Here is a 19,971-nt window from a genome sequence, read left to right on the forward strand (position 1 = left end):
TCCCTGGCTCAGCTCTAGTTTTTTTGCATAAGCCCATTTCCAAGACGCATATAGTTATAGTGATGAAAAAGGAGGAATTTATATGGCGCAATCTGAAATTGAAAAATATGGACAAGAAGCCGCTCTATATGAACAGCTTGCCCGTTACTATCAATATACAAATCCAAAAAAATATATGGAATTATATATGAAATATCATAATGCGATTACCAAACTTGTGCATGCGTATGAAAAACGTGATTCTCAAGAAGCAGCACTACCATCCTATATGAGAATATTCCATGCATCTCCTCATACACCAGTTGTTGATTTTTTAGTAAACGGACAGAAGGTAGTAAAAAACATTGCTTTTAAACAATACAGCCCTTATTTGTCCTTAACTCAAGGACAGTACCGGGTTGATATCGTTCCTGTTGGTAATGAATCACCTATTTTCTCAGCACTTGTTCCGATGATGGGCAACCGCTCTTATACGCTTGTAGCAATCGGTACCGATACACATATACAATTGCAGCCAATGCTTGATAATACTCCGTTACAATCTGGTCAAGCAAAAATAAGATTTTCACATTTTTCACCAGATACCCCTGCCGTTCACGTATCAATAAAAGGTGGCGATTATTTATTTGAAAATGTCTTATTTAAACAAATAACAGATTATGTACAGGTGAGCCCTGGAACAGCTGATATTGAAATTTCTCTTGCCGATACGAAAAAAGTACTTGTAACCATTCCTAATGTAAAAGTAGAACCAAATACAATTTACACATTTGCATTAGTAGGTTATTCGAATCAATCTCCCAAATTAGAAGCTGTGGTTCTTACAAATTAAAAAAGTCTACACCATTCTCTTGGTGTAGACTTTTTTAATTTATTTTTGAAACGAAATATGAAATTCTGTCCATTCTGAATTAGAGTGACATGTAATAGATCCGTTATGTTTTTCAACAATTTGTTTACATACAAACAAACCGATACCCGTTCCTAATTTCTTTGTCGTGACAAAAGGTTCAAAAATCGTTTCAATACTTTCTACCGGAATCATTGGTCCATTGTTTTTAATAACAATATGAATCCTCTCTTCACCTTCACATGCATCGATAATAATTTTACGATCTTCTTTAATCACTTCGAGAGCATCGATTGAGTTCATTAAAATATTTAGGAAAACTTGCCTCACTTCACTACGGTATCCCACAAATGGAATAGGACACGGTAAGTTTTTTTCAATTAAAACATTTGAATTAACTAGACTTGGATATAAGAAATGAATAATATCATGAAACAAATCATTTAGCAAAAATCGTTCAGACTCATTCCACATTTCTTTTTTTGAAACAAGCAAAAATTGCGAAATACGAAAGTTTAATTGGTCCAATTCGTGTGAAATAATATCTAAATATGATAAATTCGGATGATCTAATTTCAATAATTTCACAAACCCCATAATTGAGGTTAATGGATTTCGAAACTCGTGAACAAAACTAGCTGACATTTGTCCTAAAATCGTCAATCTTTCTTTATGTGTTTCATTTATATATTGCTGTTTTTCCTCTAAATTTCTCGATATAATTTCCGAGTATTTTAAAACCGTATAATAAATTAATTTGTCAAAACAAGTATGTATTTTTGTCATAATTGGTTTTAATTCCCGAGCTTTAACATCTAATTCGCACATTGCTTCAAATAGTTCATTTCTTCCTACATTCGCATTATAGACAAAATCTCCAATATTAGCATCTGCCCCTGCTCGCTCAATTGCAATTTTTTCACATAACGGCTGTAGTTGAGCTATATCCTTATCTTCCATAATAAGTTCAATGATTAACTCTAATAAGTCCTCTCCATTCCGAGCTACTTCTTGCTTAAATGGATCTTTTTCGGAAATTATCATTTTGTTTTTCCAGTTCTCTACGAATTGGTGCCTGTTGTTTTTCAAGTGCGAACAAAATACTTCTTTGATATCCTTATCGATTGGAAAAACCCCCATTCCCTCCATTTCCATGCGACGTATACCCTATATATTTTGAATATTAACACAAAAAACAAGTTTCGTTAAGAGATTGTTGTCACATTTTGTTAATTTCTGTTGATAAAATTTATTTAAAATGATTTTTTTGCATCCTTTTCATTTCTTGCGTACAATGAGAGATGAAAGGTGTGAAAAATATGGCAAATAAAAATGTGGAAGATTATCTCCAAGAAGGCATTCATGGCCAAAAGCAAAACAAACCAGAAGAACGCAATATGTACTTAAGCACATTGCGTGAGCGTGTAGAAATCGCTTTAACGATCGGTCAAGTGATGCAAAGCAATGTTTACACAGAAGTAGCTAATAGTATGCGTACTTCTCAATCATTACAACTATATGTAAATGGCAGCATCACTTACCCACATTTATCAAAATACATTAAATTAGCAAATGAAAAAAATGTACCATTTACAATTGTTCAAAATAAAGGTACACATACACCAATTGGTTTAGTTCTTGCGCATAGTACAGCGGTAGATAAAGAACAAATCTATGTTGAAGATGCTATTTTCAAACAAGAGATGAAATAATAATAAAAGGTACACTCGCCTATGAAGTGTACCTTTTATTATTATTTATTTTTTAATACAGATTAGTTTCATCTCTGTCATTTCTTCAATCGCATATTTAATTCCTTCACGACCTGTCCCGCTTTCTTTTACTCCACCATACGGCATATGATCCACTCGGAATGTTGGAATGTCATTAATCATGACGCCTCCTACTTCTAGTTCATCAATTGCACGCATTGCTTTCGTTAAATCATTTGTAAATACTCCAGCCTGTAAGCCATATCGTGAATTATTGACCTTTTCTAATGCTTCATCAAATGTTCGGAATGTATTTACAGTCACAACTGGTCCAAACACTTCTTGGCACTGCACAGAAACATACTCTGGAACATTTACTAATACTGTTGGTTCAAATATACGCGCGTCACTTTTTTTACCACCGTACAAAATAGTTGCTCCTTCTTTTACCGCTTCTTGTATCCATGAATCAATACGATCTACATCATTTTTTGAAATAAGTGCAGAAACATCTGTCTCTTCATGAAGTGGATCGCCTACTACTACTTTTCCCATCGCCTTCGTTAGTTTTTTAGTGAATTCTTCCATCTTATTTTCATGAACAAATACACGTTGTACAGAAATGCAAACTTGTCCATTATTAACGAAAGCTCCCCATTTCACACGCTCAATTACTTCTTCTGTTAACTCTACATTTTCATCAATCACTACTGCAGCATTTGAACCAAGCTCTAACGTAACACGTTTTAATCCAGCTTTTGCTTTAATACCGATGCCAACTTCTGGACTTCCTGTAAATGTAATTGAAGAAACGCGGTCATCTTTTACCAATGCTTCACCAACAATTGAGCCACGTCCAGATACAATGTTAAATGCTCCTTTTGGTAATCCGGCTTCTTCAAACAGTTCAACAAGGGCATAAGATGAAAGTGGTGTTTGATCAGCTGGCTTTAATACAATTGTGTTACCTGCAGCAATTGCAGGGCCGACTTTATGTGCAACTAAGTTTAGTGGAAAATTAAAAGGAGTGATAGCTCCGATTACACCGAGTGGCTTACGAATTGTATAAGCAATACGGCCATCTGCTCCCGGTGCTGCATCTAAAGGTAAAGTCTCACCATATATACGTTTCGCCTCTTCTGCAGCGAATTTGTATGTTTGTACGGTACGATCCACTTCTCCACGCGCTGCACGAATCGGCTTTGCAGCTTCTTTTGCGATAATTTGTGCAAATTCCTCGCTTCTCTCGTCCATCATTTGAGCAACTTTTTCTAAAATAGACGCACGATCGTATGCAGATAATTCCGCCATTTCTTTCACGGCTTTTTTCGCTGCAGCTGTTGCTTTCTGTACGTCTTTTTCTGTCCCTTGAGCAATTTCTGCTAATACTTCCTCTGAATATGGTGCATACAATGTTTTATATGACTCTACTTCTTGCCATGTTCCATCTATGTATAAATGTTTCTTCATTTTATTTCCCCTCTCTAACTTAAGTATGACTCGAACTTTCTTCAAACGTTTTCTAATTTTTTTAAAGTACAACACTCACTAAATAATTCACCTAGTTAAAGGTTTAACTTACTTCATTGTAACACGGTCCCATTACATAAAAAAACATTTTGCCTACTAAAAAAACTCTGCTATATGCAGAGTTTACGAGCTTATTTGTTCTTGTAATGCTACCCTGTTTTCGGTTTCTGAAATTAAAATGGGGACTGCTTGTTTTGTCACTTCTATCTGTTTGATATAGTGGCCATCCAATTCCTTAACACAAAAATTATAATCTTCAATTTCGACAATATCACCTTCTACAATTTCTAGATGCTTTGTTAAAATCCATCCACCAATTGTATCAATGTCATCATCATCAATAGATAAACCTAATAATGCATTTACTTCGCTAACAAGTACTTTTCCTTCTAAAATTGTTTTCGTTTCACTAATGTGTTGAATTTCTGGTTTTTCATCTATATCAAATTCATCTTGAATATCGCCAACAATTTCTTCTAATATATCTTCAACTGTTACAAGACCTGATGTCCCACCATATTCGTCAATTAATATAGCGATATGTGTACGCTCCCGTTGCATTTTTAAAAACAAATCATGAATTGCAATCGATTCAATGACAAGAATAATAGGACGAGTATACTGCTGCACCGTTTCTTTACTATAAGCACCATGTTTCACAAAATCTGTGAAAATATCTTTAAAGTTTACAAAACCAATAACATGGTCCTTATCCCCATCAACAACTGGGTATCTTGTATATTTCTCATTGGACATTTTTTGCAATGCTTCTTTAACAGACGTATCTTTATCTAAAATATGCATTTCTGTCCGCGGGACCATAATTTCTTTTGCAATGCGATCATCAAATTCAAAGATTTTATTTACATATTTAAATTCAGATTGATTAATTTCACCATTTTTATAACTTTCTGACACTAACAATCGTAGCTCTTCTTCCGAATGGACTTCCTCGTGCTCTTTCGCAGTTTGTAAACCGAATATTCTTGTTACATATCGAGCTGAGCCATTTAAAAGCCATATAAACGGAAAAGTAATTCGATAAAAGAAAATAAGCGGTTTAGCAACAAGTAAACTCACTTGTTCTGCTTTTTGAATTGCCAATGTTTTTGGTGCCAATTCTCCCACAACAACATGGAAAAAAGTAATGAACATAAACACTAGAGTCACAGCTAACATATCAGCAACCTGGGGAGGCACTTCCCATCTTGCAAAAAGCGAGTCAAACATGTGCTTTATCGCTGGTTTTCCTAACCACCCGAGTCCAAGAGCTGTAACTGTAATCCCTAATTGACAAGCTGATAAATACTCGTCTAAGTTTGTAATGACTGTTTTCACAGAAGCTGCACGTTTATTCCCTTCTGCAATCAAAGAATCGATGCGCGAACTCCTTACTTTCACAATTGCAAATTCAGCCGCAACGAAAAATGCAGTTAAGGCAATCAAAACAATCACCATACTTATACTATATATGTCCAAATACGTTTCCTTACTTACCCTGTAAGCAAGGAAGCCACCTCCTACTAAATTTATTCAAACGAAAAAGCTCTTCTTATCATCCTACAAGTTTCTACATTTGCCATCACCTTTTTATACATTATATGCATACACAAAGAGGATAATTATATTTATGATAATATAATTATCTTCTTTCCGTCAAACAGGAATAATTGAAAAAAATAGACATTTTTCTCCTTTTTTAGAAATATCTATATCCTAAAAAACTAATTCTCGTGAAAAAACACTTTCTTTGCCGATTCCTCACTTCTTTTGTCACCCATGCAGGGAAGAGGCTTAATACCTCGAAATCATTCAACAGGATATATATAGGAGGGATTTACCTTGGAATATAAAACACCCATTATTGCAAAGAAGTTAGGTGTTAGCCCAAAGGCAGTAGTTCGGATTGCACAACAATTGAATCTCAATATAGAAAAAAACAAATACGGTCATTTCATTTTTACTCAAGACGACTTAGATAAAATGTTAGAATATCATCGTTCACAAATAGAACAAACATCATATTCAACTACAGAACCATCAATTGATTTTGAGAAATTTGTTACACAATTAAATACAATTACACACCGCTTAAATCGTATAGAGGAAAAAATGCAAGATAAGGCAGATGATGTCGTCAATTACCAATTGCTACAACATCGCAGAGAAATGGAAGAAATGATGGATAGAATTCAAAAATTAGAAGCTGCCCTTGAGAAAAAAGAACCGATTTACATCACCCCTGATATCACGTCAACATATGAGCGAGAAGAAAAACCGAAACGTCGTAAAATGATTTTAAGTATATTCGGATTTTAGTTCTTTTCCAATCGTGTGTTCGCGCATGATAATTGACTCCCCCCTAGTCAAATATCATGCGCTTTTTTATTTATACAAAAAGGATGTCTCCTTACAAGACACCCTTTTTGTTATGATAACATCATATTCATATCTTCCGCTGCAGTTGTAATAAGTTTCAAACCAAATGTTTCTTGCAATACATCAAGCACACCAGGTGAAATAAATTCAGGTGCCTTTGGACCAATACGAATATCTTGAATCCCAAGACTAAATAGTCCAAGCAAAATTGCAACCGCTTTTTGTTCAAACCAAGATAAAACAATACTAACTGGCAATTCATTCACTTCACATTGAAAAGCATCAGCTAAAGCCGCTGCTATTTTTATTGTAGAAATAGAATTATTACATTGTCCTAAGTCAATGTACCGTGGGATTTCCGTACCTGGTACTACACCATAATTCACATCATTAAAGCGGAATTTCCCGCAAGAAGTTGTTAATATAACAGTTTCTTGTGGAAGTGACGTTGCTAATTCACGATAGTACTCTCCACCTTTACCTGGGGCATCACAACCTGCGATGACAAAAAAGCGCTTAATTTTACCTTCTCTTACCGCCTGGGTGATTTCTGGTGCTAATGATAAGACTGTATTATGATGAAAACCTGTTACTAGCTGTTCATCCGACTCCATATGTACTTCTGGAAGCTCTAGTGCTTTTTTAATCAATGGTGCAAAATTATCATCTTCAATTTTCCGTACACCCTCAAGGCCGGCAATATCATATGAGAAGAATCTATCAGAGTACGATCCTTTAATTGGCATAACACAGTTCGTCGTAGCCAATATCGCGCCGGTAAACTTTTCAAAGAGACGCCGTTGATCATACCATGCCTTACCAATGTTCCCTTTTAAATGTTTATATTTTTTCAGCTGTGGATATCCATGTGCTGGTAGCATTTCCGAATGCGTATAAATATTTATTCCTTTTCCTTCTGTTTGCTTTAATAATTCCTCTAATGCAAATAAATTATGGCCAGTAACAACGATTGCCTTCCCTTCTACACGATTTTGTGTAATTTGAACAGGTTCTGGAACACCAAAATGATTCGTATGTGCCTCATCTAACAACTCCATCACCCGTAAAGCTGATTTCCCAACTTTCATAGCCATATCAATATGCTCTTGTTCATTAAAGTTAGAATTCGTTAATGTCATATATAACGCTTCATGAGTTGTAGCGTCCACAAATGGATCTGTATATCCTAGCTGCGCAGCATGGGTACGATAAGCAGCAATTCCTTTTAATCCAAATACAATTATATCTTGTAAACTTGCAATTGTTTCATTTTTACCGCAAACACCCATTACTTTACATCCACCTGTTGGCGTTTGTTCACATTGATAGCAAAACATAACATCCCATCCCTTCTCAATTCATTATTACAAATTAAGCGTAATGTATATTGAAAAAAAAGGATGTGATATCAGTCACAATAATATTTAAAAATTTGTGACCTATCAATTCGTTAACATAATATTTTTACTGTATTCTTTAATGAGTGCTTGCGCATGAGCATTACCTTGTATCACATCTCGAAATTCCTTTAGTGAGTACAAATGTGTTAATCCTTTCCGAGCATGAATCCGAACAGGTACCCCTTGCAATGTATCATGAAAATGAAACGGTTCATCAATTGGCTCGATTGGAAAACCAAGTGTAAGTAAATACATATACATTCTTTTTGTAACAACAGCAATATACCACTCAGCTTTCATTTCTAAAGCATGTATAAATAAAATAGCAGTTAACCTTTTGAAATGTCCTCTTCCGCGCGACGTTTTCACAATACTTAACTTCCCTATTTCATAAACATTTTTTAAATCTTTCACTAACTCATTTTCAGAAAACGGATAGAAAAACTCAGAATTAGAATGTTCAGGTGTCGTATATCGAATACACTCTACTGTACCAATAGAATGCCCACCTTCTATTAATAAAAATCGTGATGGATTTAAATTACGTTCTACAAACATTAAATCTCTCTCTTCACAAAAATCTCCCCACAGTTGCTCGAACCAAAAATGTTCTTCTTTTGTTTGAACACGCTGGAACATATTTCCCCGCCTTTCCCATCGCCGTTCTACGTTTGATAACGTTTTCACCATCTATCATATAAGAACAATTCCCCGCATGCAACTAAAAGTGTTTACTAAATTAATACATTCTATAAAATAAGGAGATCTCCTATTCAAGTTTTAGATTTATGTGAAATTTTTACAAAATCCCAAAAATACTTTACATGTATCAAAATGATATGAAACACTATACTTCTCCCTACTCATAATAGTTTATGTCTAACTAAACATATAAAGTACAAGAATTCCATTCACCTACACAAAAAGAAACCCTTTCCACAAAGGAGGATTTCTTTTCATGTTCCAATATTTTTTAACCACTTCTCAAAAATTTGCACAAGTCCGTGTTTTCCAGCTAATTTTTCTTCTCCTTGCTTCGTTTTATATGGATATAATTGCAAAAAGACTCCGCAACCTGCTTCTATTTTCTTCCCGTGCATATGACTGCCTGGGTAGACACAAATCACTTCATGAATCGCCCTTCGGCGAAAAATACGTTTTCCATCTTGTTCTTCTACATATTTAATAGACCAATATTTGTACATTTGCTCTGTTGCTTTTGTATTGCCAATAGGCTGAAAAATATTAAACATTGGGCTATATTTCACCTCAATAATAATAGACGACTGATACTCATAACGTTCCCCTTGCTTCACATAACAATCTAAACGAATGTCTGGCTTTTTCGTATCTTCTCCATTATAGAAATGACTGCCTTTACTAAGTGCTATGAGCGGATGCGTTTCAATAAGGTCATTAAACGCTACATGAATTTGTATATTTTCACGATTTAAAACAATTGTCGTGCCGTCTTGTAAACCATCTAAATAAAAATAGGTTTGAATTTGTTCGCGTAATGGAATTTCATCTTTAAATTCTAACTGCTGCAATATAGAAATGATGATAAAGAATGCATAATACTCATACACTAAAAACGTTGGTTTATACACAAATAATAAAGCTGGAGATTGTTCATTATAACGTGGTAGAAACTCTAAATGATATAATAGTTGCCGATGCGTAACGGGTAAAGTATGCATAGTTATATTTGGTTTTTCAGAAATCCCTCTCCAGAATGGAGAATTTAACAAATTTCGAAAGAATAATACAGCTTGATGTACAATGTGATTTAAAATTTTATATTCTTGTATTTTTACAGATGCTTTCCGCAAGTCTGCCTCTTTCAACAAATGGATATTCCGATATTTTTGTTTCTCCCTGTCCGTCACAGATCCGTTTCTTTCAATGGTTTGCATAATTGTTTTCACAGATTGGTATTCCTCTTTTTTTGTATGCGTTGCTCGTTCTAGTATTTCGACTGTCTTTTGTAAGAAAATCTGCGCTTCAAGCAAATATTCATAAAATTGTTTCGTTGTAAATTTTAGAAAAGCATTCTCTAAACTATCTGTTTGTTCTATAAATCTGCGATTATAATACTTGGCACGAGGTTTTTTCTCGCTCATTATCACACTTTTCATCGTCGCTTTTCGTTCTCTTATTTCCCACTCATATCTATCCATATACTTTGTGTTCTCTTCAACCTTTTTATAAAGCTGTTTTATTTTTTTCATTTTTTGTGGCAGCATTCGAAGTAGCATTAAATATGAAGAATCTTCAATATCAATTAGTGTTGAGAATGTCTGTTTATAATAACCACGATCTAACATAATTTCATTCAAAATTGACTTCACATAATTTTGAATCGTTTCAAATTGATCATCTAAAAAATTTTTAGGAACAATTTGAAACGCTCCATAATATACATCTTCTTCCACTTGCACTTTAAAATGATACAAACCACAGCGCCAGGGATAAAAATAATCGGTTTTTCCATGTTCATATAATAATACTTTTTGTTTTTTTTCATGCAATTCATATTGCCATTCTTTCTTATCTTTTTGTCCTTCATACACCTTATTCCATATAAAAGTGACACGAACCGGTTTTTGATAATGTAAAATCAAACGTAATGCTTTTAATTCTTGCACTTTATAAATACAATGTGTCATTGTTGTTGTGTGTTTACAAAGGCGCTTCAAAAATACAAATTCTCCCTTTCCTTCTGTTCCAATAATTAATTTTAATACAAACGGGAGCTTATCTTTTGTGTCTACAATTTCCGTCTCGTACTGCTCCTCATTTCGCATACCCATACAACTCCAATTCACGCCGTTTTTGTCTTATATAAGCTAGAGAATGTTCGAATGCGGAGACACAATTCGCAAGTGGAGATTGCAATAATGCTACTAGCGATAACCCTTTCTTTTCATCTTCACGAAGAAGTGGACCAATTGTCATTTCTGTACCACGTAATTTTGTTAAAATACGTTGTTTTACTTGTAAATCAAAACCTTCTTCTCGGCTAATCATATAAGATTGATTATCTTTTTGGGGGATGTTTTGCAAATAAGTTGCAATCGCAGCAGCACATCGAAAAGAAACACCTTTCGATGCGTCATGTGATGAGATTAAGCCATGTAATTTATCTAATAGTTCTAACTCTTCTTCAGAAAACACATCAATCATCTCTTTATTTCGTAACCAATTCATACGAAATTCTCCTGTTGTTACTTGTAGGGGCGGGATTTGTGTCCCTTTATTTTGCTGCATATTGATCTCACAAAATGGAATTTTTTGAAGTGTAATAAGATTTGCTCGATCCAATAAGCGATCCGATAACTCTTTCGTTGTTTCATCAAAATTTACAGTACCGATAAAAATAATATTTTCACCAATTTCAATTTTGGATGGAACTATATTTTCTATCTCATTCCCTTCCTCATATAAAGAAAGAATACGATTTTTCTTTTCTAATTGAAGAATAGATAAAAATGGTGTAAACCAATGTTCAATATGTGCCATATTCATTTCATCAAACACAATCATATAAAGTTGATTCGGATTTTCATATGCTTTTAATAATGTTCGAATTAACTTCGTTTCACTTTCGATATATGTTCCATTTGGATGAAGATAGCCTAGTATATCGTGTGGTTCTTGATAAGATGGAGAAATTGGAATCCATAACAATTCTTCCCCGTACGTTAATCCTAATGCTTCTGCATATAGCTGCACCAAACGTGATTTTCCGATTCCTGGGATACCAGCAAGAATTGTTAACAGATTTGTTTTTACGCTAATATGAAAATTAAAAATATCCGTCACATCTAAATACAAGCCTTTATTATTGATTAAGTCCTGTACATACTGTATAAATGTAGATTCACGCTCATTCCATTCTGGTTCTTCTTTTTGCACTTTCACGTCTACTACTTCCACCCGTTTTCCCTCTTCTGTAATTTTCTTTAGAAGCTGATCATACATATTTTCTTGTACAAAATACAAATGATCATCCGCTACTTCTATATACTTGGTCCAATCATCAATCTCGATATATTTACATTCCTTTTTCTGTTCGCAATATGCTATTGAACTAATAGATGATTTCAGTGATAAATCCCCATATAACCTACCTTCAAACCATAACAACTGCGGTACTTCGAAATCGTGTGGAAATTTAGGAATAAGAAAAGACAAGTATCCATTTCCTAGCTTTCGCTCTAAAGATTCTCTCTTTTTATACCCTACTAATCTTGGCGAAGGGATGATCTTATATGCATCCGCAATTTCCCGTTGCTCTGTACATATTAATTCAACGTACAAATTCCCTCTCTCATAATAAAGGCGAAACAATACCAATTGTTTTCCTAACTTTTTTTTCTTCAAATCCGAAAATATTCTCTCATTTCTTTTGTTGGTATATAAGCCTTCAAACAAATATACTTCACCTTCAAATTGCGATTTCAAAATTGTAGGGATTTGTGAAAGACATTGCACAGAAAAAGTATCCTTTTTCTCCTCCTCACCTTCAACAAACTTTCCAAGAAATCTCATGTGATACATACGTTTTATAAAACTTGGGTGGAGAGCTTTATGTAGTTTCAATGCTACTCACCTTCTTTTTTCATGCTGTTCTTATTGTATGAACTGCAAAAGAAAACTAGAAACAAAAAAACCTGACATACTCCGTCAGGTTACAAAAAGTAAAACTTATATTAGTGAGAAGGGAAAGCTTTTTTCTCCTGCATAATAGCATTGTGAGCAATTTTCATTTTAGCAAGTACGTATCGAAGTTTATCCTCAGCATTTTCATCTTTATTATGTTTCAGACTTGCTAAAGTCTCCACAGAACCAGCCAAATTTTCAATTGCCCCACGTAGTTCGGGATGATGATTAAAAAATGACTCTTGCACTAATACTTTTCTCAAATCACTTGCCAATTCCATAATTCTTAACAGTTGTTCTTTTTCTTCCATTCTCATCCCTCCTAAACATCTTATATATTAGATATTCTGTGAATAAAATAAAATTCCTTGTATCCAAAGAAAAAAGTCCTACAGGAGGACTTTTTTACATTTTTATATTACCTGTTACAAGCATATAAAGCGATACTGCTGCCGCAATCACGATTACGATCATGACATATCTCTCCATGCCAGAAAAACAGCGATTTCCTTTTTCTTTTCGAGCAAACATATAAACAACAAGTCCAATACCATATACGATTGAGACAAGTAATAAGTTTTTTAAGCCTGCTGCATAAATCAACCATACGGAATATAACGAGGCAATTAAAGCGAGCATTCCATTTTTTAGTCTCGCGTGTTTTAGTTCCTTCGTTACGACTAATTTCAACTGATAAAGCGCTGATAATAAGTACGGAAGTAAAATAGATGTAGACGCAATAAAATACATCATTTGATACGTTGATTCCGAAAACAGAACGATAATAAACAAGGTTTGTGCAACACCATTTGAAATCCATAATGCAGCATGCGGTGTCTGTTTTTTATTTGTCTTCGTAAAGGCTTTCGGAAATACGCCATCTTTCCCTGCCACATGTGATATTTCAGATACAAGTAAGAACCAACCAATTAATGTCCCGATAAGTGAAGCAATTAATCCTATGTTAATTGCAAAAGCTCCCCATGATCCAACAACATGTTCTAATACATGTCCCATGGACGGAGTCTCTAAAACTGAAAGTTCCTGTCTTGTCATAGCCCCCATTGAAAGAACTGAGATTAAAATATAAATGGACATCACTAAAATTAGCCCAAATACTGTTGCTTTTCCAACATCACGACTTCTTTTAGCTCTTCCAGATAACACGACCGCTCCCTCTACACCTATAAATACCCAAAGTGTAACAAGCATCGTATTTTTCACTTGACCAAGTACAGAAGAAATAGAAACTGTTCCCTCTCCCCAAAAATCATGTGTAAATGTATCCCAGCGAAACGCTGTAACCATAACTACAATAAACAATAAAATCGGAACTAACTTTCCAATTGTTGCAATAAAGTTCATGATTGATGCCTCACGAATTCCAATTAAAATCAGAAAGTGAAGCGTCCATAATAAAAGAGATGCGCCTACGATGGAAGCGACGTTGTTTCCTCCTTTGAAAATAGGGAAGAAATATCCAAGCGTACTAAATAATAGCATAATCGTTGCTACGTTTCCTAAAATACCTGCAAGCCAATATCCCCAGGCGCTGTTAAAACCAACATATTCACCAAATCCTGCACGTGCATAACTATAAATACCACCTTCAAGCTCAGGCTTTTGTCGTGCTAATGTTTGATATACAAGCGCAAGAGGGATCATTCCCAGTGCTGTAATACACCACCCAATTATTGTTGCGCCACTATTTGCGCCTACTGCTAAATCATGCGGTAAACTAAAAACACCACCGCCAACCATTGTTCCTACTACTAATGCGATTAATGGAAAAAATCCTAATTTCTTTTCTATCGGTACCACCCCATCTGTCATTCTAGGTGTTATGTTTATCCGTTCTACTATTAAAGTCACCTTTTTCTCTAATAGACGTTTCTATTATATTTTTGCAGGAAAACATTACTTATTCTAAAAGAAAATGAGCAAAAAGGGAATACTTTTTTGAAAAAATGTATAAGTATGCACAAAAAAACCGTTCATTTTATTATGAACGGTCAATTTTCAATCGTGAAATTGTATATTTTTTGTAAATATTAATGAATCAATCCCTCTTTTTCTAAAAATTTTCTCGCTACTTTTTCTGCACTTTTACCATTTACATTTACTTCATAATTCATTTTTCTCATATCTTCATCTGATATTTTCCCAGCAAGTTTATTTAATGTCTTTTCAAGTTCAGGATATTTATCAAGCGTTTCTTTTCTTAATAAAGGAGCCCCTTGGTAAGGTGGGAATAACCCTTTATCATCTTCTAGTACCTTTAGTCCATATTGTTCAAGTTCACTGTCAGTAGAATAAGCATCAATAACAGTAACCTCTCCCGATTCAATTGCACCATATCTCAACTTCGGCTCCATTGTTGTTACGTTTGCAATCTGGAAATTATACAATTTTTGCATCCCTTTATAACCATCTACCCGATCTGCAAACTCTAATGTAAATCCAGCCTTAACATTCGCTGCGATATTTCGTAAATCTGAGATTGTTTTCACATTATACTGCTCTGCAACATTCTTTGGCATTGCAAGCGCATATGTATTGTTATATTCCATCGGCTTTAGCATCACCATATCATATTTCTTTTCCATGCCTAGGCGCGCTTGTTCATATACTTCTTTACGATTTGTACTTTTTGGGTCTTCTTTTACAAAAGTAGATAAAGCAGTCCCTGAAAATTCAGGGTACATATCAATTTCTCCTGATTTTAAAGCTTCAAAAACAAATGCTGTTTTCCCAAATCCTGGTTTCAATTCTACATCTAAATCAGTATCTTGTTCAATCAGCTGTTTATACATTTGAATTAAAATCTCTGGTTCAGATCCAAGCTTTCCAGCAATTACGATATCTTTCTTTTGTGTATTCCAAAGAAATGGTGCGGCTATAACAACCACTATGATACATATTGCTGGTATAATTCGCTTAGGAGAGCGTCTAGTGCCTTCAAACATCCGAAGTACTCCGTCAAAGAATAAAGCTAATAATGCGGCTGGTACGGCTCCTAATACGATAAGAGCATGGTCATTCCGATCTATACCGAGTAAAATAAGTTTTCCAAGCCCTCCAGCTCCTATTAAAGCAGCTAACGTAGCTGTTCCGACAATCAATACCATTGCTGTCCGAATTCCAGCCATTATAATTGGCAATGCAAGCGGAAGCTCCACTCTCCATAATCTTCTAAAGCTATTCATTCCCATCGCTCTTGCTGCTTCAATAAGCGATGCATCTAACTTACGGATTCCCGTATATGTATTTCGTAAAATTGGTAACAGCGCATATACAACTAGCGCGATAATTGCTGGCACTTTCCCAATGCCGACAAGTGGAATTAAAAGACCTAGTAAAGCTAATGAAGGAATTGTTTGCATAACAGCAGATGTGCCTATAACAAACTCAGCTATACGCTCTCTTCTCGTTAACAAAATACCGAGTGGAACTGCAATCATCACCGCAAAGAATAAAGAAATAAGTGAAATTTGTAAGTGCTCAATCAGCGCACTAAGTAATTCTAATTTTCGTTCTTGAAACGTTTGTAATAATGCAGACACGATTTACCCCCTCTCCTTCATTTGTTCAGCCAAATATGCCACAATATGACGGCTCGTTAATGTCCCCGCGTATTGCCCATCCCTTTCAATTGGGACAGCCTCTTCTGCTTCCAAACGAATCAACGCCTCTTGTAGTGAAGCGTATATAGAGAGAGGTGAAACATCATTGTCTACTTGTCTACCACTCACAAGTGGCAACACATCTTCAATTGTCTTCCCTTCATACCAAGGGCGTACACGATTTCCAATAAATTCTTCTACAAAATCATTTACTGGGTTATGTATGATTCCTTCCGGTGTATCTAATTGAACAATTTTTCCTTTTCTCATCACACAAATACGATCACCAAGTGTTAATGCTTCTTGCATATCATGTGTCACGAACACAATCGTTTTTTGAATTTTCTTCTGTAATTTTACAATATCCTTTTGCAACTGTTCTCGGCTCAATGGATCTAGCGCACTAAATGGTTCATCCATAAGAACAATTTTTGGATTGGCAGCCAGTGCTCTTACCACTCCCACACGTTGCTTCTGTCCACCAGATAATTCATCTGGCATACGATTCCTATACACATCTGGATCTAATCCAACCATATCAAGCAACTCATCCACACGCTCTCGAACTTTTTCTTTATCCCATTTTCTCATTTCAGGTACAATCGCAATATTTTCGGCAATTGTCATATGAGGAAACAATGCAATTTGTTGTAGAACGTACCCAATATCCCAACGCAGTTCATGAATATTGTAATCTTGAACGTCTTTTCCATCGATAGAGATTGAGCCTTCTGTCGTTTCAATTAAACGATTAATCATTTTCATCGTTGTCGTTTTTCCGCATCCACTCGGACCGATGAGAACAAAAAATTCTCCTTTTTTAATTTCTAACTGTAATGAATCTACTGCTTTTGTACCGTCTTCATATGCTTTTGACACATGATTAAATCGAATCACAAATACAACTCCCTTATTGTTGTTTCTTTTATTCTGATAGAAACTTGTCTTCTTTTCAAATGATACGCTTTTTATTCATGAAAAAAGAGCCCTTACTTGAGCTCTAATGATCGAATAATAATGTTTTAATAATTGCTGCATATTCACGTATATATGCTTTCTTCTTTGAGCGCCTTGGCGTTGGTGCAGCAAGGGCCTCCATTTGCATTCCTAAACGCTTAGCAATAATTTTTGTTCGATATAGATGATATGTATTACTCACAACTACCGCATGCGTTACATGATATAAATCGATGCTAAACTTTAGGTTTTCATATGTGCTTGTCGAACGATCCTCAACGAAGATACGATTCTCTTCAATTCCGTGTTTTATTAAATAATTTCGCATGCTGTGGGCTTCAGGAATATCTTCATCTTCACCTTGTCCTCCAGATACAATTACTTCTGTTTCTGGATGAGAATTTAGATACGCTAAAGCTATATCTAACCGATTTTGTAGAGATAAAGAAGGTTTATCCCCAAATAATTTTGCACCTAAAATTAATACATATGGAGCGTTATCACTTACTTTTTCATAAGCAACTTTTTTCATTCGATATGTCATATACATTATGCATAATGGTGGAAATAATACGATAACAAGTAGTATCCATTTGTTCATATATAAGCTTACACTCCCTTTCCTTATATTATATAGAAAAAGAAAGGGAGACAGAAGTATTTTTTTAGTGACTGCGTTGCCCTGCGTTTTGAGCATTACGCCCTTTTTTAGAAGATGTATGGCACTGAGTTTGATTTCCTTTATGTTTCGCTGAACCTAACGCTTTCGTTTTTCCCATTTTGTTTCACATCCTCTTTTTATATGGTTCCCTTATAGATTTTGTATTTTCTCTCTCGTCATACAATGGATTTATTGGAAGTTTCTCCTTATTTCAAGAGTATATTTTATTTTTGGGGTATCAAGAAAAAGTTAATGATTATGAAGATCTGAATGTAAATTAATAATAAAAAGTTTACATCTAGTGTATTTATTATATATAACTTAATATACATATTAATCGAATTAAGAATAGTGTAATATAGTTAATAGGAGATGATTTTATGTTGAAAATAGAACAAAACAAAGTACGTTTAATTTCAGGAATTAGCTTATTAATATTGGTTTTGACTAATTCTTTTATAAAAAGTGATTTTTGGGTCATTTGTATAGATGTCATTTTAGTTTTGGTTAACTTATTTTTATGTATTATCTCTAGAGATATAACAAAAACCAATTTATTTAGAAAAAAAGATAAGTTAGATGAAATAAAATAATTTTGTGTTATTTTCATGAATGAAAGACGATTAATATGAAATCGTCTTTTATTCATGAAAAGGGAAAGTAAATTTTTATTCAAAAATTTTTATTTCATTTAACATACATGAGATTCTGCAACTTTGATTCTAACTCTGTATTATAATTAAATATGTGATAAAACTTATATCTAAAAAGGGGGACAATTCCATTATGTACAAACTCAAAACAACAGAAACTAACAATAGTGTAATCGAATTTATTGAAAATGTTGACAGCCTAAAAAAACGAGAAGACGCATATCAGTTATTAGATATCTTTACTGAAACAACAGGTTATCCAGCAAAAATGTGGGGCCCAAGCATAATTGGATTTGGTACATATCATTATAAATATGCATCTGGTCATGAAGGGGATGCTCCATTAGTAGGATTTTCCCCTCGCAAGGCCAAAATTAGTTTATACTTTGCAACTGGTGATCCTAAGCGAGAAGAACTATTAAAAGACTTTGGAAAACACACATCTGGAAAAGCGTGTATATATATTAACAAAGTAGCAGATATTGATATTAATGTTCTAAAAGCGCTAATCAAACAATCTATTCGTTTTTTGGAAGAAACGTATCCAAGTCATTAATCTATAAGCAACAGGTGTTTTGAACGTAAGTCAAAACACCTATTTTTAGGGTTCGATTGCAAATATATAATTAAAAAACAAAACCTTAAAATATACCACTTAAATAGAAAGTGGTACGTTCAACTTATTGGGGATATCGGCTTGAAAATGCGGAGTATGCTGTATAGAAAAAGAATATCCCTCTTGAACAAACGATATTTCATTATTATGAAAATGAAATGGTACATCGCTTTGTCTTAGATGCTTCTGAACCATTTGAATAAAATCAAGACTCGGCGTCCCAAATGAAATATGCATCTTCGGCGGCAAAGCTTTCATTGCAATCGGAATCCAAGGTCTCCCCTTCCAACTCGCAACAACATGAGCTGTTCCACCAACTACAAAGTTAAAAATTTCACCATCTTCAAATGTTTTCATGCTTAAATTAGATTTTAGCCACTCTCTAAATATAGGTACACTTTCGACTGGGCAACCTATTTCTCTCATATATAGAATGTTTAAAGGTGTATACGGAACTAAAGTACCTTCATCAATATATTTATGTGCAATAATCTCTAGGAGGTTTCCATCCCCATCACGAAAATATAAATTTAATCGACCATCCTCTTCATCAATTTCATGACCATCTTCCCACCTTACAATAAGCAATCCAGATTCTTGGATCCGTTTTGCTGCTTCATGAAATTTTGAAAATGATACTTGAAAAGCAAAATGGGCAGGCGAAATTGGCTCATATGCTTCTTCAAAAGATAATGTTACATGTGGCGTTAATCGAAAGCTTATCTGTTTATCCGTTTTTAATAAAATTGGAATTCCGAGGCGTTCTCCATATACTTGTTCTACTCCTTGAATAGATACTGTTTGTAATCTCAGCTCTGAAAAATGTGTGAGCATCCTTTGTCACCACCTTAATTTCCATACATATAATCATTGGTATTGAAATCTCTTCTATATACATTACTATTCTGCGAATCCCATTAACTGA

The 19,971-nt window shown here is 34.4% G+C and carries 18 protein-coding genes; 5 read left to right on the top strand and 13 right to left on the bottom strand.

All coding sequences use genetic code 11. The annotated features are described in order from the left end of the window. The first annotated feature begins 82 nt into the window (after window positions 1-82). Window positions 83-832 carry a DUF4397 domain-containing protein gene (locus tag J4P91_RS10340; RefSeq protein ID WP_207994030.1) on the top strand — a complete coding sequence of 250 codons (750 nt, stop codon included), beginning with the start codon at window positions 83-85 and terminating at the stop codon, window positions 830-832. A gap of 39 nt (window positions 833-871) precedes the next feature. Here J4P91_RS10340 and J4P91_RS10345 read toward each other — a convergent pair whose 3' ends face one another. After that, window positions 872-2,005, bottom strand: a complete 1,134-nt coding sequence (locus J4P91_RS10345; RefSeq protein WP_207994031.1) for a BA2291 family sporulation histidine kinase — start codon at window positions 2,003-2,005, stop codon at window positions 872-874. A gap of 164 nt (window positions 2,006-2,169) precedes the next feature. Here J4P91_RS10345 and J4P91_RS10350 point away from each other — a divergent pair, with 164 nt between their 5' ends. Beyond that, window positions 2,170-2,562, top strand: a complete 393-nt coding sequence (locus J4P91_RS10350; protein ID WP_017149675.1) for a YueI family protein — start codon at window positions 2,170-2,172, stop codon at window positions 2,560-2,562. A gap of 45 nt (window positions 2,563-2,607) precedes the next feature. Here the strand turns inward: J4P91_RS10350 and J4P91_RS10355 are convergent, their stop codons facing one another. Both J4P91_RS10355 and J4P91_RS10360 read right to left on the bottom strand, forming a co-directional pair. Next, entirely contained in the window at window positions 2,608-4,032 is a 1,425-nt protein-coding gene (locus tag J4P91_RS10355) for an aldehyde dehydrogenase family protein (RefSeq protein WP_207994032.1), read from the bottom strand. Between the two features lie 183 nt (window positions 4,033-4,215). After that, the gene (locus J4P91_RS10360; RefSeq protein ID WP_207994152.1) at window positions 4,216-5,550 is read right to left on the bottom strand and encodes a hemolysin family protein; all 1,335 of its coding nucleotides are present in this window, start codon (window positions 5,548-5,550) and stop codon (window positions 4,216-4,218) included. 384 nt (window positions 5,551-5,934) lie between these two features. On the opposite strand from J4P91_RS10360, the gene J4P91_RS10365 reads away from it, so the two are divergent. After that, a complete protein-coding gene (locus tag J4P91_RS10365) occupies window positions 5,935-6,411 on the top strand; it encodes a chromosome segregation protein (RefSeq protein WP_207994033.1) in 477 nt (158 codons plus the stop codon). A gap of 110 nt (window positions 6,412-6,521) precedes the next feature. Here J4P91_RS10365 and hcp read toward each other — a convergent pair whose 3' ends face one another. The 9 genes from hcp to J4P91_RS10410 all read right to left on the bottom strand — a co-directional run bounded on the left by hcp (window position 6,522) and on the right by J4P91_RS10410 (window position 17,717). Continuing rightward, window positions 6,522-7,808, bottom strand: coding sequence for a hydroxylamine reductase (gene hcp / locus J4P91_RS10370; RefSeq protein WP_207994035.1), 1,287 nt, complete (start codon window positions 7,806-7,808; stop codon window positions 6,522-6,524). Between the two features lie 105 nt (window positions 7,809-7,913). Then, entirely contained in the window at window positions 7,914-8,510 is a 597-nt protein-coding gene (locus tag J4P91_RS10375; RefSeq protein WP_207994037.1) for a hypothetical protein, read from the bottom strand. Between the two features lie 317 nt (window positions 8,511-8,827). Next, window positions 8,828-10,678, bottom strand: a complete 1,851-nt coding sequence (locus J4P91_RS10380) for a hypothetical protein (protein WP_207994038.1) — start codon at window positions 10,676-10,678, stop codon at window positions 8,828-8,830. Next, a complete protein-coding gene (locus J4P91_RS10385) occupies window positions 10,668-12,476 on the bottom strand; it encodes an McrB family protein (protein ID WP_207994039.1) in 1,809 nt (602 codons plus the stop codon). The genes J4P91_RS10380 and J4P91_RS10385 overlap by 11 nt, the downstream gene beginning before the upstream one ends. 110 nt (window positions 12,477-12,586) lie before the next feature. After that, entirely contained in the window at window positions 12,587-12,847 is a 261-nt protein-coding gene (locus J4P91_RS10390) for a hypothetical protein (protein WP_017149683.1), read from the bottom strand. 94 nt (window positions 12,848-12,941) lie between these two features. Next, the gene (gene arcD / locus J4P91_RS10395; protein WP_207994153.1) at window positions 12,942-14,369 is read right to left on the bottom strand and encodes an arginine-ornithine antiporter; all 1,428 of its coding nucleotides are present in this window, start codon (window positions 14,367-14,369) and stop codon (window positions 12,942-12,944) included. 218 nt (window positions 14,370-14,587) lie between these two features. Beyond that, on the bottom strand, window positions 14,588-16,099 hold the full coding sequence (locus tag J4P91_RS10400) for an ABC transporter permease/substrate-binding protein (protein WP_207994040.1): 1,512 nt from the start codon (window positions 16,097-16,099) through the stop codon (window positions 14,588-14,590). 3 nt (window positions 16,100-16,102) lie between these two features. Beyond that, a complete protein-coding gene (locus tag J4P91_RS10405; protein ID WP_017149686.1) occupies window positions 16,103-17,056 on the bottom strand; it encodes an ABC transporter ATP-binding protein in 954 nt (317 codons plus the stop codon). Window positions 17,057-17,159: 103 nt separating this feature from the next. Next, complete coding sequence (locus tag J4P91_RS10410) at window positions 17,160-17,717, bottom strand: YdcF family protein (RefSeq protein WP_207994041.1); 558 nt, start codon at window positions 17,715-17,717, stop codon at window positions 17,160-17,162. A gap of 440 nt (window positions 17,718-18,157) precedes the next feature. Here J4P91_RS10410 and J4P91_RS10415 point away from each other — a divergent pair, with 440 nt between their 5' ends. Together J4P91_RS10415 and J4P91_RS10420 are read left to right on the top strand one after the other, a co-directional pair. After that, a complete protein-coding gene (locus J4P91_RS10415) occupies window positions 18,158-18,370 on the top strand; it encodes a hypothetical protein (RefSeq protein WP_207994042.1) in 213 nt (70 codons plus the stop codon). Between the two features lie 193 nt (window positions 18,371-18,563). After that, window positions 18,564-18,986 (top strand): DUF1801 domain-containing protein, encoded by a 423-nt coding sequence (locus J4P91_RS10420; protein WP_207994043.1) that lies wholly within the window; start codon window positions 18,564-18,566, stop codon window positions 18,984-18,986. Between the two features lie 99 nt (window positions 18,987-19,085). Here the strand turns inward: J4P91_RS10420 and J4P91_RS10425 are convergent, their stop codons facing one another. Then, window positions 19,086-19,880, bottom strand: coding sequence for a VOC family protein (locus tag J4P91_RS10425; protein ID WP_207994044.1), 795 nt, complete (start codon window positions 19,878-19,880; stop codon window positions 19,086-19,088). Between the last annotated feature and the right edge of the window lie 91 nt (window positions 19,881-19,971).

Origin of the sequence: Bacillus sp. XF8 (assembly GCF_017498755.1) — a bacterium.
Classification (GTDB): Bacteria; Bacillota; Bacilli; order Bacillales; family Bacillaceae_G; genus Bacillus_A; species Bacillus_A bingmayongensis.